Here is a 13,654-nt window from a genome sequence, read left to right on the forward strand (position 1 = left end):
GCACAGGAGGACTCCCGTGACCACCGAGCTCACCCCCACCACCGACCCGCGCCGCACCCTCGCGTCCCAGGCCGCCGGGATCGACCGGACCCGGCCCATCGCCGCCGCCCAGTACCTCGACTTCACCGCGCTGCCCGCGACCACGACCGACGCGGGGGACACCTGGACGACGCGGGGCCAGAACGCCGTGGTGCACCACGTCGCCGCCCGCAGGCCCGGCACGGTCGTCGACACCACCTTCTCCTCGGAGACGGTCCTGATCCTCACCGACACCGCGGCGGCCGCCGACGTCACCTGGGAGGGCGCCAGCACCGCGCTCGCCGGGCACGGCGTCGCGGTCCTGCCGCCCGGCGCCGTGCGGATCGACAACACCGGCACCGCCGACCTGACCCTGCTGGTCCGCAGCGACGAGCCGGGCTGGGCCGGGCGCGCGAGCAACGCCGCCGCGTTCGCCGAGCCGTCGCCCCGGGTCGCACCGGCCGAGCCGTGGCCGGCCCCGCCCGGGCCGGAGCGGGTGCGGTTCTACCGGGCCGAGGACCACCCGCTCGAGCAGGGGAGGTTCGGACGGATCTTCCGCAGCCGTTCGTTCATGGTCAACCTGCTGGCCGCGCACGACGGGCCGCGCCCGGCCGACACGCTCTCCCCGCACCACCACGACGACTTCGAGCAGTACTCGCTGGCGACCCACGGCCACTACACCCACCACATCCGCACGCCCTGGGTCACCGACCGCAACCACTGGCGCGAGGACGAGCACGTCGGCGTCGGCAGCCCCTCGCTGACGGTCATCCCGCCGCCCACCGTGCACACCTCCGAGGCCGACGGCCCGGGGGAGAACCGGCTGATCGACATCTTTTGCCCGCCGCGCGCCGACTTCTCCGCCAAGCCCGGCTGGGTGCGCAACGCCGAGGACTTCCCGGCGTGACCGGCACCGGGCCGGTGTCGCCGCGGGCGGTGCTGCGGCCGGGGGCCCGCGCGCTCGGGACCTGGCTGAAGCTGGCCGCGCCGGAACCGGTGGAGATCGTCGCCGGGGCCGGGTTCGACTTCGTCGTCGTCGACCTGGAGCACGCCCCGATCGGGATCGAGACGGCCGCCTGGCTGCTGTCCTCGGCGCGGGCGCACGGGCTGGTCCCGTTCGTCCGGATCCCGGACCACCGGCCGTCGACGGTGCAGCTGATGCTCGACGCCGGTGCCTGCGGGCTGTTCGTCCCACGGGTGGACTCCCTCGCCCAGGCCGAGGCGGTGGCCCGGGCGTTCTCCTTCCCCCCGGAGGGCACCCGCGGGTCCGGGGGGACCAGCCGGGCCGGGCACTGGGGCCGGCGCCCGACGCCGGACTACCTCGGCTTCGGCCGGGACGAGGCGATGCTGATCGTCCAGCTGGAGGCCGAGTCCGGGATCGCCGACGCGGAGCGGATCGCGGCGCTCCCGGCCGTCGCCGGGCTGTTCGTCGGCGCCGCGGACCTCGCGCTCTCGACGGGATCCACGCCGTCGTCGGACGACGTGCTCGCCCACATCGGGACGGCCCGCGCGGCCGCGCACGGCGCCGGGAAGGTGTTCGGGCTGGCCTACGGCGCGGCGCCGGCGGCGATCCGCACGGCGTTCGACCACGGCACGGACTTCGTCGTGGGCGGCAACGACGCGAGCCTGCTCGCGAGCGCCGCCGCCGACCTGGTGACCGGGGTCCGGGAGACGGCATGACCGCGTCTCCGTCGATGTCCCCGTCGATGACCCTGGGGCTGGCCCTCGACCTCGGGTCCGAGCCCGCGATGGGGCCGGTCGCCGCGCAGCTGCGCCGCGCCCGGCCGCTGCTGGAGACCGCCGAGCGGGCGGGCTTCGACTCGGTGTGGCTCGGCGAGAGCTTCCACGCCCGGCCCGAGCCGTTCCACCTGCCCTCGGCGCTGCTCGTGCTGGCGCACCTGGCCCCGCTGACGACCCTGGGCCTCGGCACCGGGGTGCTGCTGGTGCGCGCGCAGGACCCGGACCGGCTCGCGACCGAGGCCGCGCTGCTCGACCAGCTCAGCGAGGGACGGCTGGTGCTCGGCCTCGGGCTCGGGCCGCCCCCGCTGCGCGGCAGGTTCGGGGGGCCGGACCGCGCCGGCGGCGCGCTGCTGGACACCGTGCTGGCCGGGATGCGCGAGCGGTGGCGCGACGGCGGTGGCGCGGTCCCCGCGCCGTGGCGGGCCGGTGGGCCGCCGGTCCTCGTCGGCGGGTCCGGCGCCGCCGCGGTGCACCGCGCGGTGTCGGCCGCCGACGGCTACTACGCCGCCACCAACTACTCCGACCGCGTCCTGGCCCGGCAGGCCTCGGCCTACCGCGACGCCGGCGGCACCGGCACCGTCGCGGCCAACCGCATCTGCGTCGTCGACACCGACGGTGACCGGGCCCGCGACCACGCCGCGCAACACCTCGGCGGGCTGCGGGACTACTACCGCTCCCGCGGGCTGTGGGACGTGGGCCGGGCCGACGGCGATCCCGACCCGGTGCTCGTCGGCACCCCGGACGAGGTCCTCTCCCGGCTCCGCGACCACCGGCGGGCCGGCGTATCCCAGATCCAGGTGCGGGTCGCGCCGCACCCGATGCCGGCCGAGGTGGCCCGCCGCACCGTCGCACTGCTCGGCGAGCACGTCCTACCCCGGCTGGGAGCGCTCCCGGCCGGATCACGAGAACACGACAGGAGCACGTCATGAGCCAGGAGGTCCGCGGCGTCGTCGCCCTCGACCTGGGCAAGCCGGTCACCGTGGAGACCGTCGTGGTGCCCGACCCCGGACCCGACGAGGCCGTGGTCCGCGTGCAGGCCTGCGGGGTCTGCCAGACCGACGTGCACTTCCGCGACGGCGGCATCCCCGGCCGCTTCCCGATCCTGCTCGGCCACGAGGCCGCGGGCGTCGTCGAGTCGGTGGGCGAGGGCGTCACCGACGTCGCCCCGGGCGACTTCGTGATCCTCAACTGGCGCGCGGTCTGCGGTGCCTGCCGGTCCTGCCGGGACGCCGAGCCGTGGTCCTGCACGGCGCCGCGCACCGCGAGCACCCCGATGACGCTGACCGACGGGACGCCGCTGGGCACCGCGATGGGGATCGGGGCCTTCGCCGAGAAGATCCTCGTCCACGCCGGGCAGTGCACGAAGGTCGACCCGCGGATCAGCCCGCAGGTCGCCGGGCTCATCGGCTGCGGGGTGACGACCGGGTTCGGTGCCGCGGTCACCACCGGTGGCGTCCGGCCCGGACACACGGTCGCCGTGATCGGGTGCGGGGGCGTCGGCGACGCCGCCATCGCCGGTGCCCGGACGGCCGGTGCGACCACCGTCATCGGGATCGACACCGACCCGCGGAAGCTGGAGTGGGCGACCGGGTTCGGGGCCGACCACACCGTCGACGCCCGGGACACCGACGTCGTCGAGCGCGTCCGCGAGCTCACCGGCGGGGCCGGGGCCGACGTCGTCATCGACGCGGTCGGGCTGCCGCAGACGTGGAAGCAGGCCTTCTACGCGCGCCGCCCCTCCGGCACGCTCGTCCTGGTCGGGGTGCCGCACCCCGACGCGACCGTCCCCGACCTCCCGCTGATCGACTTCTTCCGCCGGGACGGCGCGATCCGGTCCAGCCGGTACGGCGAGTGCCTGCCGTCGCGGGACTTCCCGCGGCTGGTCGAGCTGCACCTCGGTGGACGCCTGCCGCTGCAGGACATGGTCACCGAGGAGATCGGCATCGACGACGTGGAGACCGCGTTCGCCCGGATGCGCGACGGCGAGGTCATCCGCTCCGTCGTCGTGTTCTGACCCCCGGCCCGCCGCGGGGCCGGTGAGTCCCCTCCCGGCCCCGCGGCGTCACTCGTCGTCGGCGTCGTCGCGCGCGAGGAAGCTCGACAGCCGCTCGACGGCCGTCTCGAACTGCGGGTTCGCGTCGACGAAGGCGCGGAGCCGGTCGGCCAGCCACTCGACGCTGACCTGCTCGTCGCCGCGCCGGTCGACGAGCTCCTCGATGCCGCGGTCGGTGAAGTACATGCCGGCGAGGATACGGCGGCCGCCGCTTGACCCGGACGCGACGGCATCGTTTCCGATGGTCTCCCACCGCCTCGTGAGGAGATCCCATGTCCACCGCGCCGTCCGCCGCGACCGTCGCCCCGACCCCGGTGAGTGACCGTGCGCTCGCCCCCGACCTCGCCCGGGGCGCGATGCTGCTGCTGATCGCACTGGCCCACGCGCCCTGGTTCGCCTACACCTCCGAGCTGGGGGCCACGCTGCTGCACGCCGCGGACGGCGGGCTCGCCGACCGGATCGCCCAGGTCGTGACCATCACCGCCGTCGACGGCCGCGCCTGGACACTGTTCGGGTTCCTGTTCGCCTACGGCATCGGGCAGCTGTACGCCCGCCGGATCGCCGGCGGCGGCACCGACGCGCAGGCGCGGCGGCTGCTGCGCACCCGGCACTGGTGGCTGCTCGCCCTCGGCCTGCTGCACGCGGCCCTGCTGTGGCAGGGCGACATCCTCGGCACCTACGGCGTCCTGGGCCTGGTGCTGGTGCCGCTGTTCCTGCACCGCAGCGACCGCACCCTGCGGATCGGGGCCGGGGTCCTGGCCGGTCTCGCCGTGGTCGTCCCCGCGGTGACGGGCGTGCTGGCGCAGTTCACCGGTGGCACGACGCCGACGTCGGCCGCGCAGCAGCTCGCCCTCGCCACCCCGGACTGGTTCGCGACGCTGCCGCTGCGGCTCGCGCTGTGGGTGTCGGCGATCCCCGGGGCGTTCGTGACGCTGGTGATGCCCGCCGCGGTGCTGCTCGGGCTGCTCGCCGCGCGGCACCGCGTGCTGGAGGAGCCGGGCGCGCACCTGCCCCTGCTGCGCCGCACCGCCGTCGTCGGCATCGCCGTCGGCTGGTCGGCCGGGCTGGCCCAGGCCCTCGTGCACATCGGCGTCATCGCGCTGCCGGACCCGGGTGCCTTCGCCGGCCTGCACATCGCCACCGGGATCTTCGCCGCGCTCGGCTACGCGGCGGTGTTCGGCCTCGTCGCGCACCGGCTCGGCACCCGTCCGACGGCGCCGCTGCCGGTCCGGGCGCTGGTCGCGCTCGGCCGTCGCTCGCTGAGCGGCTACCTGGCGCAGTCGCTGCTGTTCGTGCCGCTGCTCACCGCCTGGGGCCTCGGGCTGGGCGCGCACCTGTCCGGCTGGTCGGCGTCGCTGGTCGCGGTCGGGGTGTGGCTGCTGACCGTCGTCGTCGCGTACCGGCTCGACCGGGCCGGCGTGCGGGGGCCCGCCGAGACGCTGCTCCGCCGCCTGACCTACGGGCCGGCGCCGCGGAGCGCTCGGTAGCGTCGACGGACCGCCGCGCCCGCGGCCCCGCCGTCCCCCCGATCCGGAGTTCTCATGGCACTCACCCCTCCCGTGGCCCGCACCCTGCACGACGTCGGCCTGGCCGCCTGGTTCGGCGGCTCGCTGATGGGCGTCACCGGCCTCAACGGCGCACTGGACGCGGTCGGCGACCCGGCCGAGCGCGAACGGCTCGCCGGCGCGGGCTGGGGCGGATGGGGCCGGATCGGCACCGCCGCGACGGCGGCGCACCTGCTGGGCGGGGCGGGCCTGCTGGCGCGCGACGCGGTCCGCCGGCGCGAGCCGGGCGTCGCGGCCGCGGCGGCGACCCGGACCGCGCTGACCGGTGCCGCGCTCGCCGCGAGCGCCTGGGCCGGGGCGCTGGGCCGCCGCGCCGCGACGCCGGAGGGCCCGGACGCCGCGCTGCGCCGCCGGATCCGGGTGGCGGAGTGGGCCGTGCCGGTCGTGACCGGCGCCGCGGTCGTCGCCGGGGCGCTGCGCCGCTCCTGACCCCCCGGGACACGGACGGCCCGGCCGGGGATATCCCCGACCGGGCCGTCGTCGTGCGTGGTGTTATCCGGCGAACGCCTTGTCGATCAGCTCGGCCTGCTCGACCTCGTGCACCTTCGACGAGCCGGCGGCCGGGGCCGCCATCCGGCGCCGGGACACCCGGGTGAAGCTGCCCTGCAGCTGGGGCAGCTTCTGCGGCAGCTCCAGGCCGTAGTACGGCCACGAGCCCTGGTTGGCCGGCTCCTCCTGGACCCAGCGGACGTCACCGGCGGCCTCGGGGTAGCGCTCGAGGACGGCGGCGATCTCCTCGGCCGGCATCGGGTAGAGCCGCTCGACGCGGACCAGCGCGGCCTCGTCCACCGTGGTGTCGCCGTTCTTGCGGCGCTTGTCGCGGGCCGCGGCCAGCTCCCAGTAGATCTTGCCGGAGCAGAACAGCACCCGCTTCACACCGGAGACGGTGTCGCCCTTGCCGGCGTGCTCCGGGTCGTCGATGACCGGGCGGAACCGGCCCTCGGTGAAGTCGGACAGCGGGCTGACGACCTGCTTGGCACGCAGCATCCACTTCGGCGTGAACACCACCAGCGGCCGGCGCACCCCGTCGAGGGTGTGCTGGCGCAGCAGGTGGAAGTAGTTCGCCGGGTCCGACGGCAGCGCGACGGTCATCGAGCCCTCGGCGCACAGCTGCAGGAAGCGCTCGATGCGCCCGGAGCTGTGGTCGGGGCCCTGGCCCTCCAGGCCGTGCGGCAGCAGCAGCGCGACGTCGGAGAGCTGGCCCCACTTGGCCTCGCCGGAGGAGATGAACTCGTCGATGATCGACTGGGCGCCGTTGACGAAGTCGCCGAACTGGCCCTCCCACATGACGAGCGCGTCGGAGTTGGCGACGGAGTAGCCGTACTCGAAGCCGACCGCGGCGAACTCCGAGAGCGCCGAGTCGTAGGGCAGGAACCGGCCCTGCCCCTCGGCCAGGTTGCGCAGCGGGAAGTACTCCGCACCGGTGTGCCGGTCGATCAGGACCGAGTGCCGCTGCACGAAGGTGCCGCGACGCGAGTCCTGACCGGACAGTCGGACCAGCCGGCCGTCCATCGCCAGCGAGCCGATGGCGAGCAGCTCGGCGAAGGCCCAGTCGACGTCGCCCTCGCGGGACATCTTCTCGCGCTTGCGCAGCACGGGCTCGACCCGCTTGTGCACGGCGAACCCCTCGGGGAGGTTGGCGTGCACGTCGCCGATCCGGTGGACGACCTCGAGCGGGACCGAGGTGTCGAGGTCGGACGGGACGAGCTGCTCGGACTCGATCGACGGCGAGATCACCGGCGGGGTCTTCTCGAGCTCGCGCACCTCGTTGAAGACGTGCTCGAGCTGGTTGGAGAAGTCCTTGAGCGCCTGCTCGGCCTCCTCCATGGTGATGTCACCACGGCCGATCAGCGACTCGGTGTAGATCTTCCGGACGCTGCGCTTGGCGTCGATGATGTCGTACATCGACGGCTGGGTCATCGAGGGGTCGTCGCCCTCGTTGTGGCCCCGGCGCCGGTAGCAGATCATGTCGATCACGACGTCGTTGTTCCAGCGCTGGCGGTACTCGACGGCCAGCTTGGCGACCCAGACGCAGGCCTCCGGGTCGTCGCCGTTCACGTGGAAGACCGGCGCGCCGATCATCTTCGCGACGTCGGTGCAGTACTGCGAGGAGCGCGAGTGCTCCGGCGCGGTGGTGAACCCGACCTGGTTGTTGACGACGACGTGCACGGTGCCGCCGGTGCGGTACCCGCGCAGCAGCGCGAGGTTCAGCGTCTCGGCGACGACACCCTGGCCGGCGAACGCCGCGTCGCCGTGCATGAGCACCGGCAGCACGGTGAAGCCGCCGTCGCCCTTGTCGAGCAGGTCCTGCTTCGCGCGGACGATGCCCTCCAGCACCGGGTCCACGGCCTCCAGGTGCGACGGGTTCGCGGTCAGCGAGACCGCGGTCTCGCCGTCGCCGAACATGCGGAAGTACTTGCCCTCGGCGCCGAGGTGGTACTTCACGTCGCCGGAGCCGTGCGCCTGGCCCGGGTCGAGGTTGCCCTCGAACTCGCGGAAGATCTGGCTGATCGGCTTGCCGACGATGTTGGCCAGCACGTTGAGCCGGCCACGGTGCGGCATGCCGATGACGACCTCGTCGAGCTCGCGCTCGGCGGCCTTGTCCAGCACGGCGTCGAGCAGCGGGATGACGGTCTCGCCGCCCTCCAGCGAGAACCGCTTCTGCCCGACGTACTTGGTCTGCAGGAAGGTCTCGAAGGCCTCGGCCGCGTTCAGCCGGGACAGGATGTACTTCTGCTCCGAGGAGTCCGGCTTGACGTGCGAGACCTCGATGCGCTCCTCGAGCCACTTGCGCTGCTCGGGGTCGGCGATGTGCATGTACTCCGTGCCGATGGTGCGGCAGTAGGAGTTGCGCAGCAGGCCGAGCACGTCGCGCAGCTTCATGTGGCTCTGGCCGCCGAACCCACCGACCGCGAAGTCGCGGTCGAGGTCCCACAGGGTCAGACCGTGGCTGAGGACGTCGAGGTCGGGGTGCCGGCGCTGGCGGTAGTTCAGCGGGTCCGTGTCGGCCATCAGGTGGCCGCGGGTCCGGTAGGACTCGATCAGCTCCAGCACGCGGGCGGTCTTGTCGACCTCGCCCTCGGGGAAGTCCTGCACCCAGCGGACCGGCTCGTACGGCACCCGCAGCGAGGCGAAGATGTCGTCGTAGAAGCCGTCCTCGCCGAGGAGCAGCTGGTGGATCCGGCGCAGGAAGTCGCCGGACTCGGCGCCCTGGATGATCCGGTGGTCGTAGGTCGAGGTCAGCGTGATGATCTTGGAGATGCCGAGCTCGACGAGGCGCTCCTCGGAGGCGCCCTGGAACGCGGCCGGGTACTCCATCGCGCCGACGCCGACGATCGCGCCCTGGCCCACGGTCAGCCGCGGCACCGAGTGGTTGGTGCCGAGCGTGCCCGGGTTGGTGAGGCTGATCGTGGTGCCGGAGAAGTCCTCGGCGGTCAGCTTGCCCTCGCGGGCCTTGCGGACCATGCCCTCGTAGGACTGCCAGAACTGCGCGAACGACAGGTTCTCGCAGCCCTTGATCGACACGACGATCAGCGTGCGGCTGCCGTCCTTGCCCGCCATGTCCATGGCCAGGCCGAGGTTCACGTGCTCCGGCGTCGCGACCGAGGCCTTGCCGTCGGTCTCGACGAAGTGCCGGTTCAGGTTCGGGAAGTCGGCCAGGGCCCGGACCAGCGCGTAGCCGATCAGGTGCGTGAACGACAGCTTCCCGCCGCGGGTCCGCTTGAGGTGGTTGTTGATGACGATGCGGTTGTCGGCCAGCAGCTTGGCCGGGACCGCACGGACGCTGGTCGCGGTCGGCAGCGTGAGGGACGACGTCATGTTCTTGGCGATGGCGTTCGCGGCACCGCGCAGCGGGGTGGTGGTCGCGCCACCCCCGTCCTGCGCCGGCTTCGCGGCCTTGGATCCGCTGCCCGCGGCGGGCTTGGCCGGTGTCCCGTTCGACGACGACGCCGGGGCCGGTGCGCTCGCGGTGCGCAGGCGCTCCTCGGCGGGCGGCGGCTCGGCCTTCGGGGTGACCGGCGGCGGGACGTCGCGGGAGGTGGCGGTGCCCTTGCCGCCGGCCTTCCCGCCGTTCGTCACGGCCTTCTGGGCCGGGGCGTCGCCGGAGCCGGCCGCGCCGGTCTCCGTGCCGCTCCCGCTGCCCTGGTCGTCCTCGGTGGCCGCGCCGCGGGTGACCCCACCCGAGGAGGCCGCCGGGGCGGACCCGTTGCCGGAGGAGGTGTCGGCCGGCTCCTCGGTCCCGACGGACGACGAGGAGGTCTGCTCACCGTCCTTGCCGTAGTCGGCGAAGAACTCGTGCCAGGCCGGGTCCACGGCCGACGGGTCCTCCTGGAAGCGCTGGTACATCTCCTCGACGAGCCACTCGTTCGGACCGAAGTCGCTCGCCTGATGGGAGGTACTGCTCGATGACACTCTGCGTCAACCGCCTTGATAGCTGCTCGATTTGTCGCGACCGGCTACCAGGTTAGTCCCCTCGGCGCGAGACCGGGCAGTGTGCCGGGTCCCACTTCGTGATCGTTTCGTGATCGACCGCACGCGGACGGCGAGCGGCACGATTCAGAAGCCGGGCGGGGACCCGAGGACGCCGACCACCGCCGTCTGCGTCGCCGTCTCGGCGACGACCGTCCCGACCGGCGGGCCGACGCGGGCCGGTCGGCGGACGGTGTCGCGCTCGCCGGCGTACTGCCCGTCGACGGGGGAGATCAGCAGCTCGGTGCGGACCGGCCCGTCGTCGTGGACGAGGGTGGGGTGCCGCTCGCCGTCGAGGTTGTCGGTCTCGCCGAGGGAGACGGCCGGCATCCGGCGCAGCGCGGCGTAGAGCACCGCGCGCAGCTCGGCGGGGACCCGGCAGGTCCGCAGCGCGTCGACCGCGCTGGGGAACGGGCCGGTGTAGCCGCGGCCGGGCGGGCTGTCGGCGATCAGCCGGTCCAGCATCGCGGCCGGGTCGCGGGGCAGGCCCGCGAGGAACGCCTCGGTCGGGTTGGCCCACGAGCCCACCTTGGCGGCGGGCCGGTGGCCGTGGAGCGCGGCGTAGAAGTCGCCGTGCGGGGCGCGGAAGCGGCCGGTGGGCCACTGGTCGGCGATGTCGAAGCCGTCCTCGATCGCAGCCGCGCCGTCGCCGCTGAGCCAGTGCACGCGGCCGGTCAGCTCGCGGTCGAGCAGCCAGTCCTGGGCCGGGTCGAGCGGGGTCCACTGCTGGACCAGGTGCTCGCTGTAGTGGACGCAGAGCTCGTCGCGGGCGAAGCAGGTCCCCATCCACCAGGCGTGCGTCGCCGTGTGCCGGTACTGCCCGGGGGAGATCGGCTCGTCGGAGGTCCGGATGGCGAGCTCCAGCAAGTCGGGCTCCTCGTCATGTCGCGAGTCCTGTCGCGGGTGCCCCGGCAGGGGTTGCCCGGGGCGCCGTGAACCGTGGATGACGTCACACATTCTCTACGCCCCGCCTACGAGCCGTGACGCGACCCCCCCGGTACTGGGCCGAACGGCGCAATGCCGCAGGTCCCCTCGTCGGGGGGGTGGCGTGGTGCTCACGCGGCCGCGCCGCGGCCGGACAGCCGGAACCCGCGGTAGCCGTCGGCGGCGACGTCGGCGCAGGTCGCGGCGTAGCGGGCGAACCCGCCGGCGTAGGGCATGAACACGCTCGGCTTGCCCGGCACGTTCGCGCCCAGGTACCAGGACGACGCGGCCCGCGGCAGCAGCGTCGCGTCGGCGGCGGCCCGGTTGTGCTCGCCCCAGTCGCGCTCGGCGACCGGGTCGGCCTCGATCCGGTCCCGGCCGGTCGCGCGCAGGTGCGCCAGGCAGCCGGCGATCCAGTCGACGTGCTGCTCGATCGAGGTCGGCATGTTCGTGAGCACCGACGGGCTGAACGGCCCGGTGACGGTGAACAGGTTCGGGAAGCCGGACACGGCCAGCCCCAGGTAGGCCCGGGGGCCCGCGCGCCAGGCGTCGCTCAGCGCCGTGCCGTCCGGGCCGACCGGGTCCAGACGCAGCAGCGGGCCGGTCAGCGCGTCGAAGCCGGTGGCGAACACCAGGTCGTCCAGCTCGTGCAGCGCGCCCGAACGCAGCCGCAGACCACCCGGCTCGACGGCCTCGACCGGGTCGGCCCGGACGTCGACGAGCGTCACGTCGTCGCGGTTGTAGGTCTCGAAGTAGTGGGTGTCGATCGGCGGGCGCTTGGTGGCGAAGCCGTGGTCGTGCGGGAGCAGTGCCTCGGCGGTCGCCGGGTCCTCGACGACCTCCCGGATCCGGTCGCGGATGAACTCCGAGGCGGTGGCGTTGGCGGCCTCGTCGGCGAGCAGGTCCCGGTACGCTGCGCGGAACCGCAGCCCGCCGCGCTCCCAGGCGGCCCGGTAGACGCGCTCGCGCTCGTCGTCGGGGTCGTCGAGGGCGGAGCGGTCGTCGATCGTGAACGGGTGCCCGTTGGTGGACCCGGCCTGGATCTCGCGGATGTGGTCGTAGTCGGCCTTGTAGGCGCGCGACTCGTCCTCGGTCAGCGGGCCGTTGCGGGCCGGGATCGAGTAGTTCGGGGTGCGCTGGAAGACGGTCAGGTGCGCGGCCTGCTCGGCCAGCACCGGGATCGCCTGGATCCCGGTCGAGCCGGTGCCGACGACGCCGACCCGCCGCCCGGCGACGTCGACGCCCCCGTGCGGCCAGCTGCCGGTGTGGAACCAGCGCCCGGCGAAGTCGTCCAGGCCCGGCAGGTCCGGCACGTTCGCCGCGGACAGGCAGCCGACCGCGGTGACCAGGAACCGGCAGCGCAGGTCGGGGCCGTCCTCGACCGACACTGTCCAGCCCCGCCCGTCGGCGTCGGCGCGGGCCCCGGTGACGGTGGTCGAGAGCCGGATGTCCCGGCGCAGGTCGAACCGGTCGGCGACGTGGTCGAGGTAGGCCCTGATCTCCGGCTGGCGCGGGTAGCGCTCGGTCCAGGTCCACTCCTGCTCCAGCGCGGAGTCGAAGGAGTAGCAGTAGTAGTAGCTCTCCGAGTCGCACCGCGCGCCCGGGTAGCGGTTCCAGTACCAGGTCCCGCCGACGCCGTCAGCGCGTTCCAGCACGACGGCGGACATCCCGAGCCCGCGCAGACGGTGCAGCATGTAGAGCCCGGCGAACCCGGCTCCGACCACGACCGCGTCGAACTCCTCGGGGGCGACGTCCTGACCAACAGCGCTGTCGACCATGTCACCCAGATGAGCACGCCCGCGCGGGCCCGGCAAGCCCGGACCTAGGACATCCAGGTCTTGAGCTTCTCGAACGTGCGGTTCACGTCGTTGGTCATCGGGTTCACGTGCAGGTGGGTGATCCCGTTCTCCTGCAGCGCCGCGATCCGCTCGCGGACGTGGCCCTCGGAGCCGATCAGGGTGACCTTGTCGATGAAGTCGGCGGGGAGGGCGGCCATGGCCTCCTCCTTCTTCCCGTCCAGGTAGAGGTCCTGCACGGTCTTCGCCGCGTCGGCGTAGCCCTGCTTGGCGAAGACGGTGTTGTAGAAGTTCTTGCCGCGCGCGCCCATGCCGCCGATGTAGAGCGCGTAGAGGCCGCGGGCGGCCTGGCGGGCCGGCTCGAAGAACTCCTCCTCCAGCGCGACGATCCCGCCGCCGGTGATCTGCAGCGGGCCCAGCTCGGGGGCGCGCTTGGCGTAGCCGGCCTCCAGCGCGGGCCCGAAGACCTCCTGGATCTTCTCCGGAAGCACGACGTGCGGCAGCCAGCCGTTCGCGAGCTCGGCGGTCATCTGCAGGTTCTTCTCGCCCAGCGCGGCCACCCAGATCGGGATGTCGGCGCGCTTCGGGTGGTTGATGATCTTCAGTGGCTTGCCGAGGCCGGTGCCGCCGGGCAGCGGGATCGGGTAGAGCCCGTCGTTGGTGAGCTTCTCCTCCCGCTTCCAGACCTTGCGGCAGATCTCGATGATCTCCCGGGTGCGCCCGATCGGCTTGTCGTAGGCGACGCCGTGGAAGCCCTCGATGACCTGCGGGCCGGACGCGCCGAGGCCGAGGCTGAACCGGCCGTCGGACAGGGCGTCGAGGCCGGCCGCGGTCATCGCGGTCAGGGTCGGGGTGCGCGAGTAGATCGGCAGGATCGCCGAGCCGATCTCGAGCCGCTCGGTGCGCGCGGCGAGGTAGCCGAGCAGGGAGACGGCGTCGAAGGAGTAGGCCTCGGCGGCCCAGACGACGTCGAGGCCGGCGCGTTCCATGTCGGTGACGGCGTCCGCGTTGCGGATCGGGTCGTCGCCGTAGGGGAGGACGGTGGAGAGCTTCACTCCCCGTTCAGTACTCACAAGTTACTCGTCGGT

At 73.7% G+C, this 13,654-nt stretch carries 11 protein-coding genes; 6 read left to right on the top strand and 5 right to left on the bottom strand.

What is annotated here, in order from left to right; translation table 11 throughout:
* Positions 1–16 precede the first annotated feature (16 nt).
* The 4 genes from KPL57_RS00960 to KPL57_RS00975 are packed head-to-tail and all read left to right on the top strand — an operon-like array spanning position 17 to position 3,772.
* The gene (locus KPL57_RS00960; protein WP_226350014.1) at positions 17–925 is read left to right on the top strand and encodes a hypothetical protein; all 909 of its coding nucleotides are present in this window, start codon (positions 17–19) and stop codon (positions 923–925) included.
* Positions 922–1,698 (top strand): HpcH/HpaI aldolase/citrate lyase family protein, encoded by a 777-nt coding sequence (locus KPL57_RS00965; RefSeq protein ID WP_226350015.1) that lies wholly within the window; start codon positions 922–924, stop codon positions 1,696–1,698. Before KPL57_RS00960 ends, KPL57_RS00965 begins: the two co-directional genes overlap by 4 nt.
* Positions 1,695–2,687, top strand: a complete 993-nt coding sequence (locus KPL57_RS00970; protein ID WP_226350016.1) for an LLM class flavin-dependent oxidoreductase — start codon at positions 1,695–1,697, stop codon at positions 2,685–2,687. The genes KPL57_RS00965 and KPL57_RS00970 overlap by 4 nt, the downstream gene beginning before the upstream one ends.
* Entirely contained in the window at positions 2,684–3,772 is a 1,089-nt protein-coding gene (locus KPL57_RS00975; protein ID WP_226350017.1) for an S-(hydroxymethyl)mycothiol dehydrogenase, read from the top strand. Before KPL57_RS00970 ends, KPL57_RS00975 begins: the two co-directional genes overlap by 4 nt.
* Before the next feature lie 48 nt (positions 3,773–3,820).
* On the opposite strand, the gene KPL57_RS00980 is transcribed toward KPL57_RS00975, so the two are convergent.
* Positions 3,821–3,997: a DUF6104 family protein gene (locus tag KPL57_RS00980; protein WP_020623156.1), complete on the bottom strand. Its 177-nt coding sequence runs from the start codon at positions 3,995–3,997 to the stop codon at positions 3,821–3,823.
* Positions 3,998–4,083: 86 nt separating this feature from the next.
* Here KPL57_RS00980 and KPL57_RS00985 point away from each other — a divergent pair, with 86 nt between their 5' ends.
* Positions 4,084–5,298: a DUF418 domain-containing protein gene (locus tag KPL57_RS00985; RefSeq protein ID WP_226350018.1), complete on the top strand. Its 1,215-nt coding sequence runs from the start codon at positions 4,084–4,086 to the stop codon at positions 5,296–5,298.
* Between the two features lie 54 nt (positions 5,299–5,352).
* Positions 5,353–5,805 carry a hypothetical protein gene (locus tag KPL57_RS00990; protein ID WP_224401521.1) on the top strand — a complete coding sequence of 151 codons (453 nt, stop codon included), beginning with the start codon at positions 5,353–5,355 and terminating at the stop codon, positions 5,803–5,805.
* Between the two features lie 63 nt (positions 5,806–5,868).
* Here KPL57_RS00990 and KPL57_RS00995 read toward each other — a convergent pair whose 3' ends face one another.
* From KPL57_RS00995 to KPL57_RS01010, 4 genes are all read right to left on the bottom strand, one after another.
* Positions 5,869–9,723, bottom strand: a complete 3,855-nt coding sequence (locus KPL57_RS00995) for a multifunctional oxoglutarate decarboxylase/oxoglutarate dehydrogenase thiamine pyrophosphate-binding subunit/dihydrolipoyllysine-residue succinyltransferase subunit (RefSeq protein WP_374203646.1) — start codon at positions 9,721–9,723, stop codon at positions 5,869–5,871.
* A 210-nt stretch (positions 9,724–9,933) separates the two neighbouring features.
* Positions 9,934–10,713 carry a hypothetical protein gene (locus KPL57_RS01000; protein ID WP_226350020.1) on the bottom strand — a complete coding sequence of 260 codons (780 nt, stop codon included), beginning with the start codon at positions 10,711–10,713 and terminating at the stop codon, positions 9,934–9,936.
* A gap of 188 nt (positions 10,714–10,901) precedes the next feature.
* Entirely contained in the window at positions 10,902–12,548 is a 1,647-nt protein-coding gene (locus tag KPL57_RS01005) for an NAD(P)/FAD-dependent oxidoreductase (RefSeq protein WP_226350021.1), read from the bottom strand.
* A 44-nt stretch (positions 12,549–12,592) separates the two neighbouring features.
* A complete protein-coding gene (locus tag KPL57_RS01010) occupies positions 12,593–13,621 on the bottom strand; it encodes an LLM class F420-dependent oxidoreductase (RefSeq protein WP_226350022.1) in 1,029 nt (342 codons plus the stop codon).
* Between the last annotated feature and the right edge of the window lie 33 nt (positions 13,622–13,654).

This window comes from Pseudonocardia sp. ICBG601 (genome assembly GCF_020496245.1).

Coding starts and splice junctions, on each gene's coding strand:
- KPL57_RS00975 (WP_226350017.1), top strand. CDS start 2,684: ATGAGCCAGGAGGTCCGCGGCGTCGTCGCCCTCGACCTGGGCAAGCCG.
- KPL57_RS01005 (WP_226350021.1), bottom strand. CDS start 12,548: ATGGTCGACAGCGCTGTTGGTCAGGACGTCGCCCCCGAGGAGTTCGAC.
- KPL57_RS00995 (WP_374203646.1), bottom strand. CDS start 9,723: ATGTACCAGCGCTTCCAGGAGGACCCGTCGGCCGTGGACCCGGCCTGG.
- KPL57_RS00990 (WP_224401521.1), top strand. CDS start 5,353: ATGGCACTCACCCCTCCCGTGGCCCGCACCCTGCACGACGTCGGCCTG.
- KPL57_RS00980 (WP_020623156.1), bottom strand. CDS start 3,997: ATGTACTTCACCGACCGCGGCATCGAGGAGCTCGTCGACCGGCGCGGC.
- KPL57_RS00970 (WP_226350016.1), top strand. CDS start 1,695: ATGACCGCGTCTCCGTCGATGTCCCCGTCGATGACCCTGGGGCTGGCC.
- KPL57_RS00985 (WP_226350018.1), top strand. CDS start 4,084: ATGTCCACCGCGCCGTCCGCCGCGACCGTCGCCCCGACCCCGGTGAGT.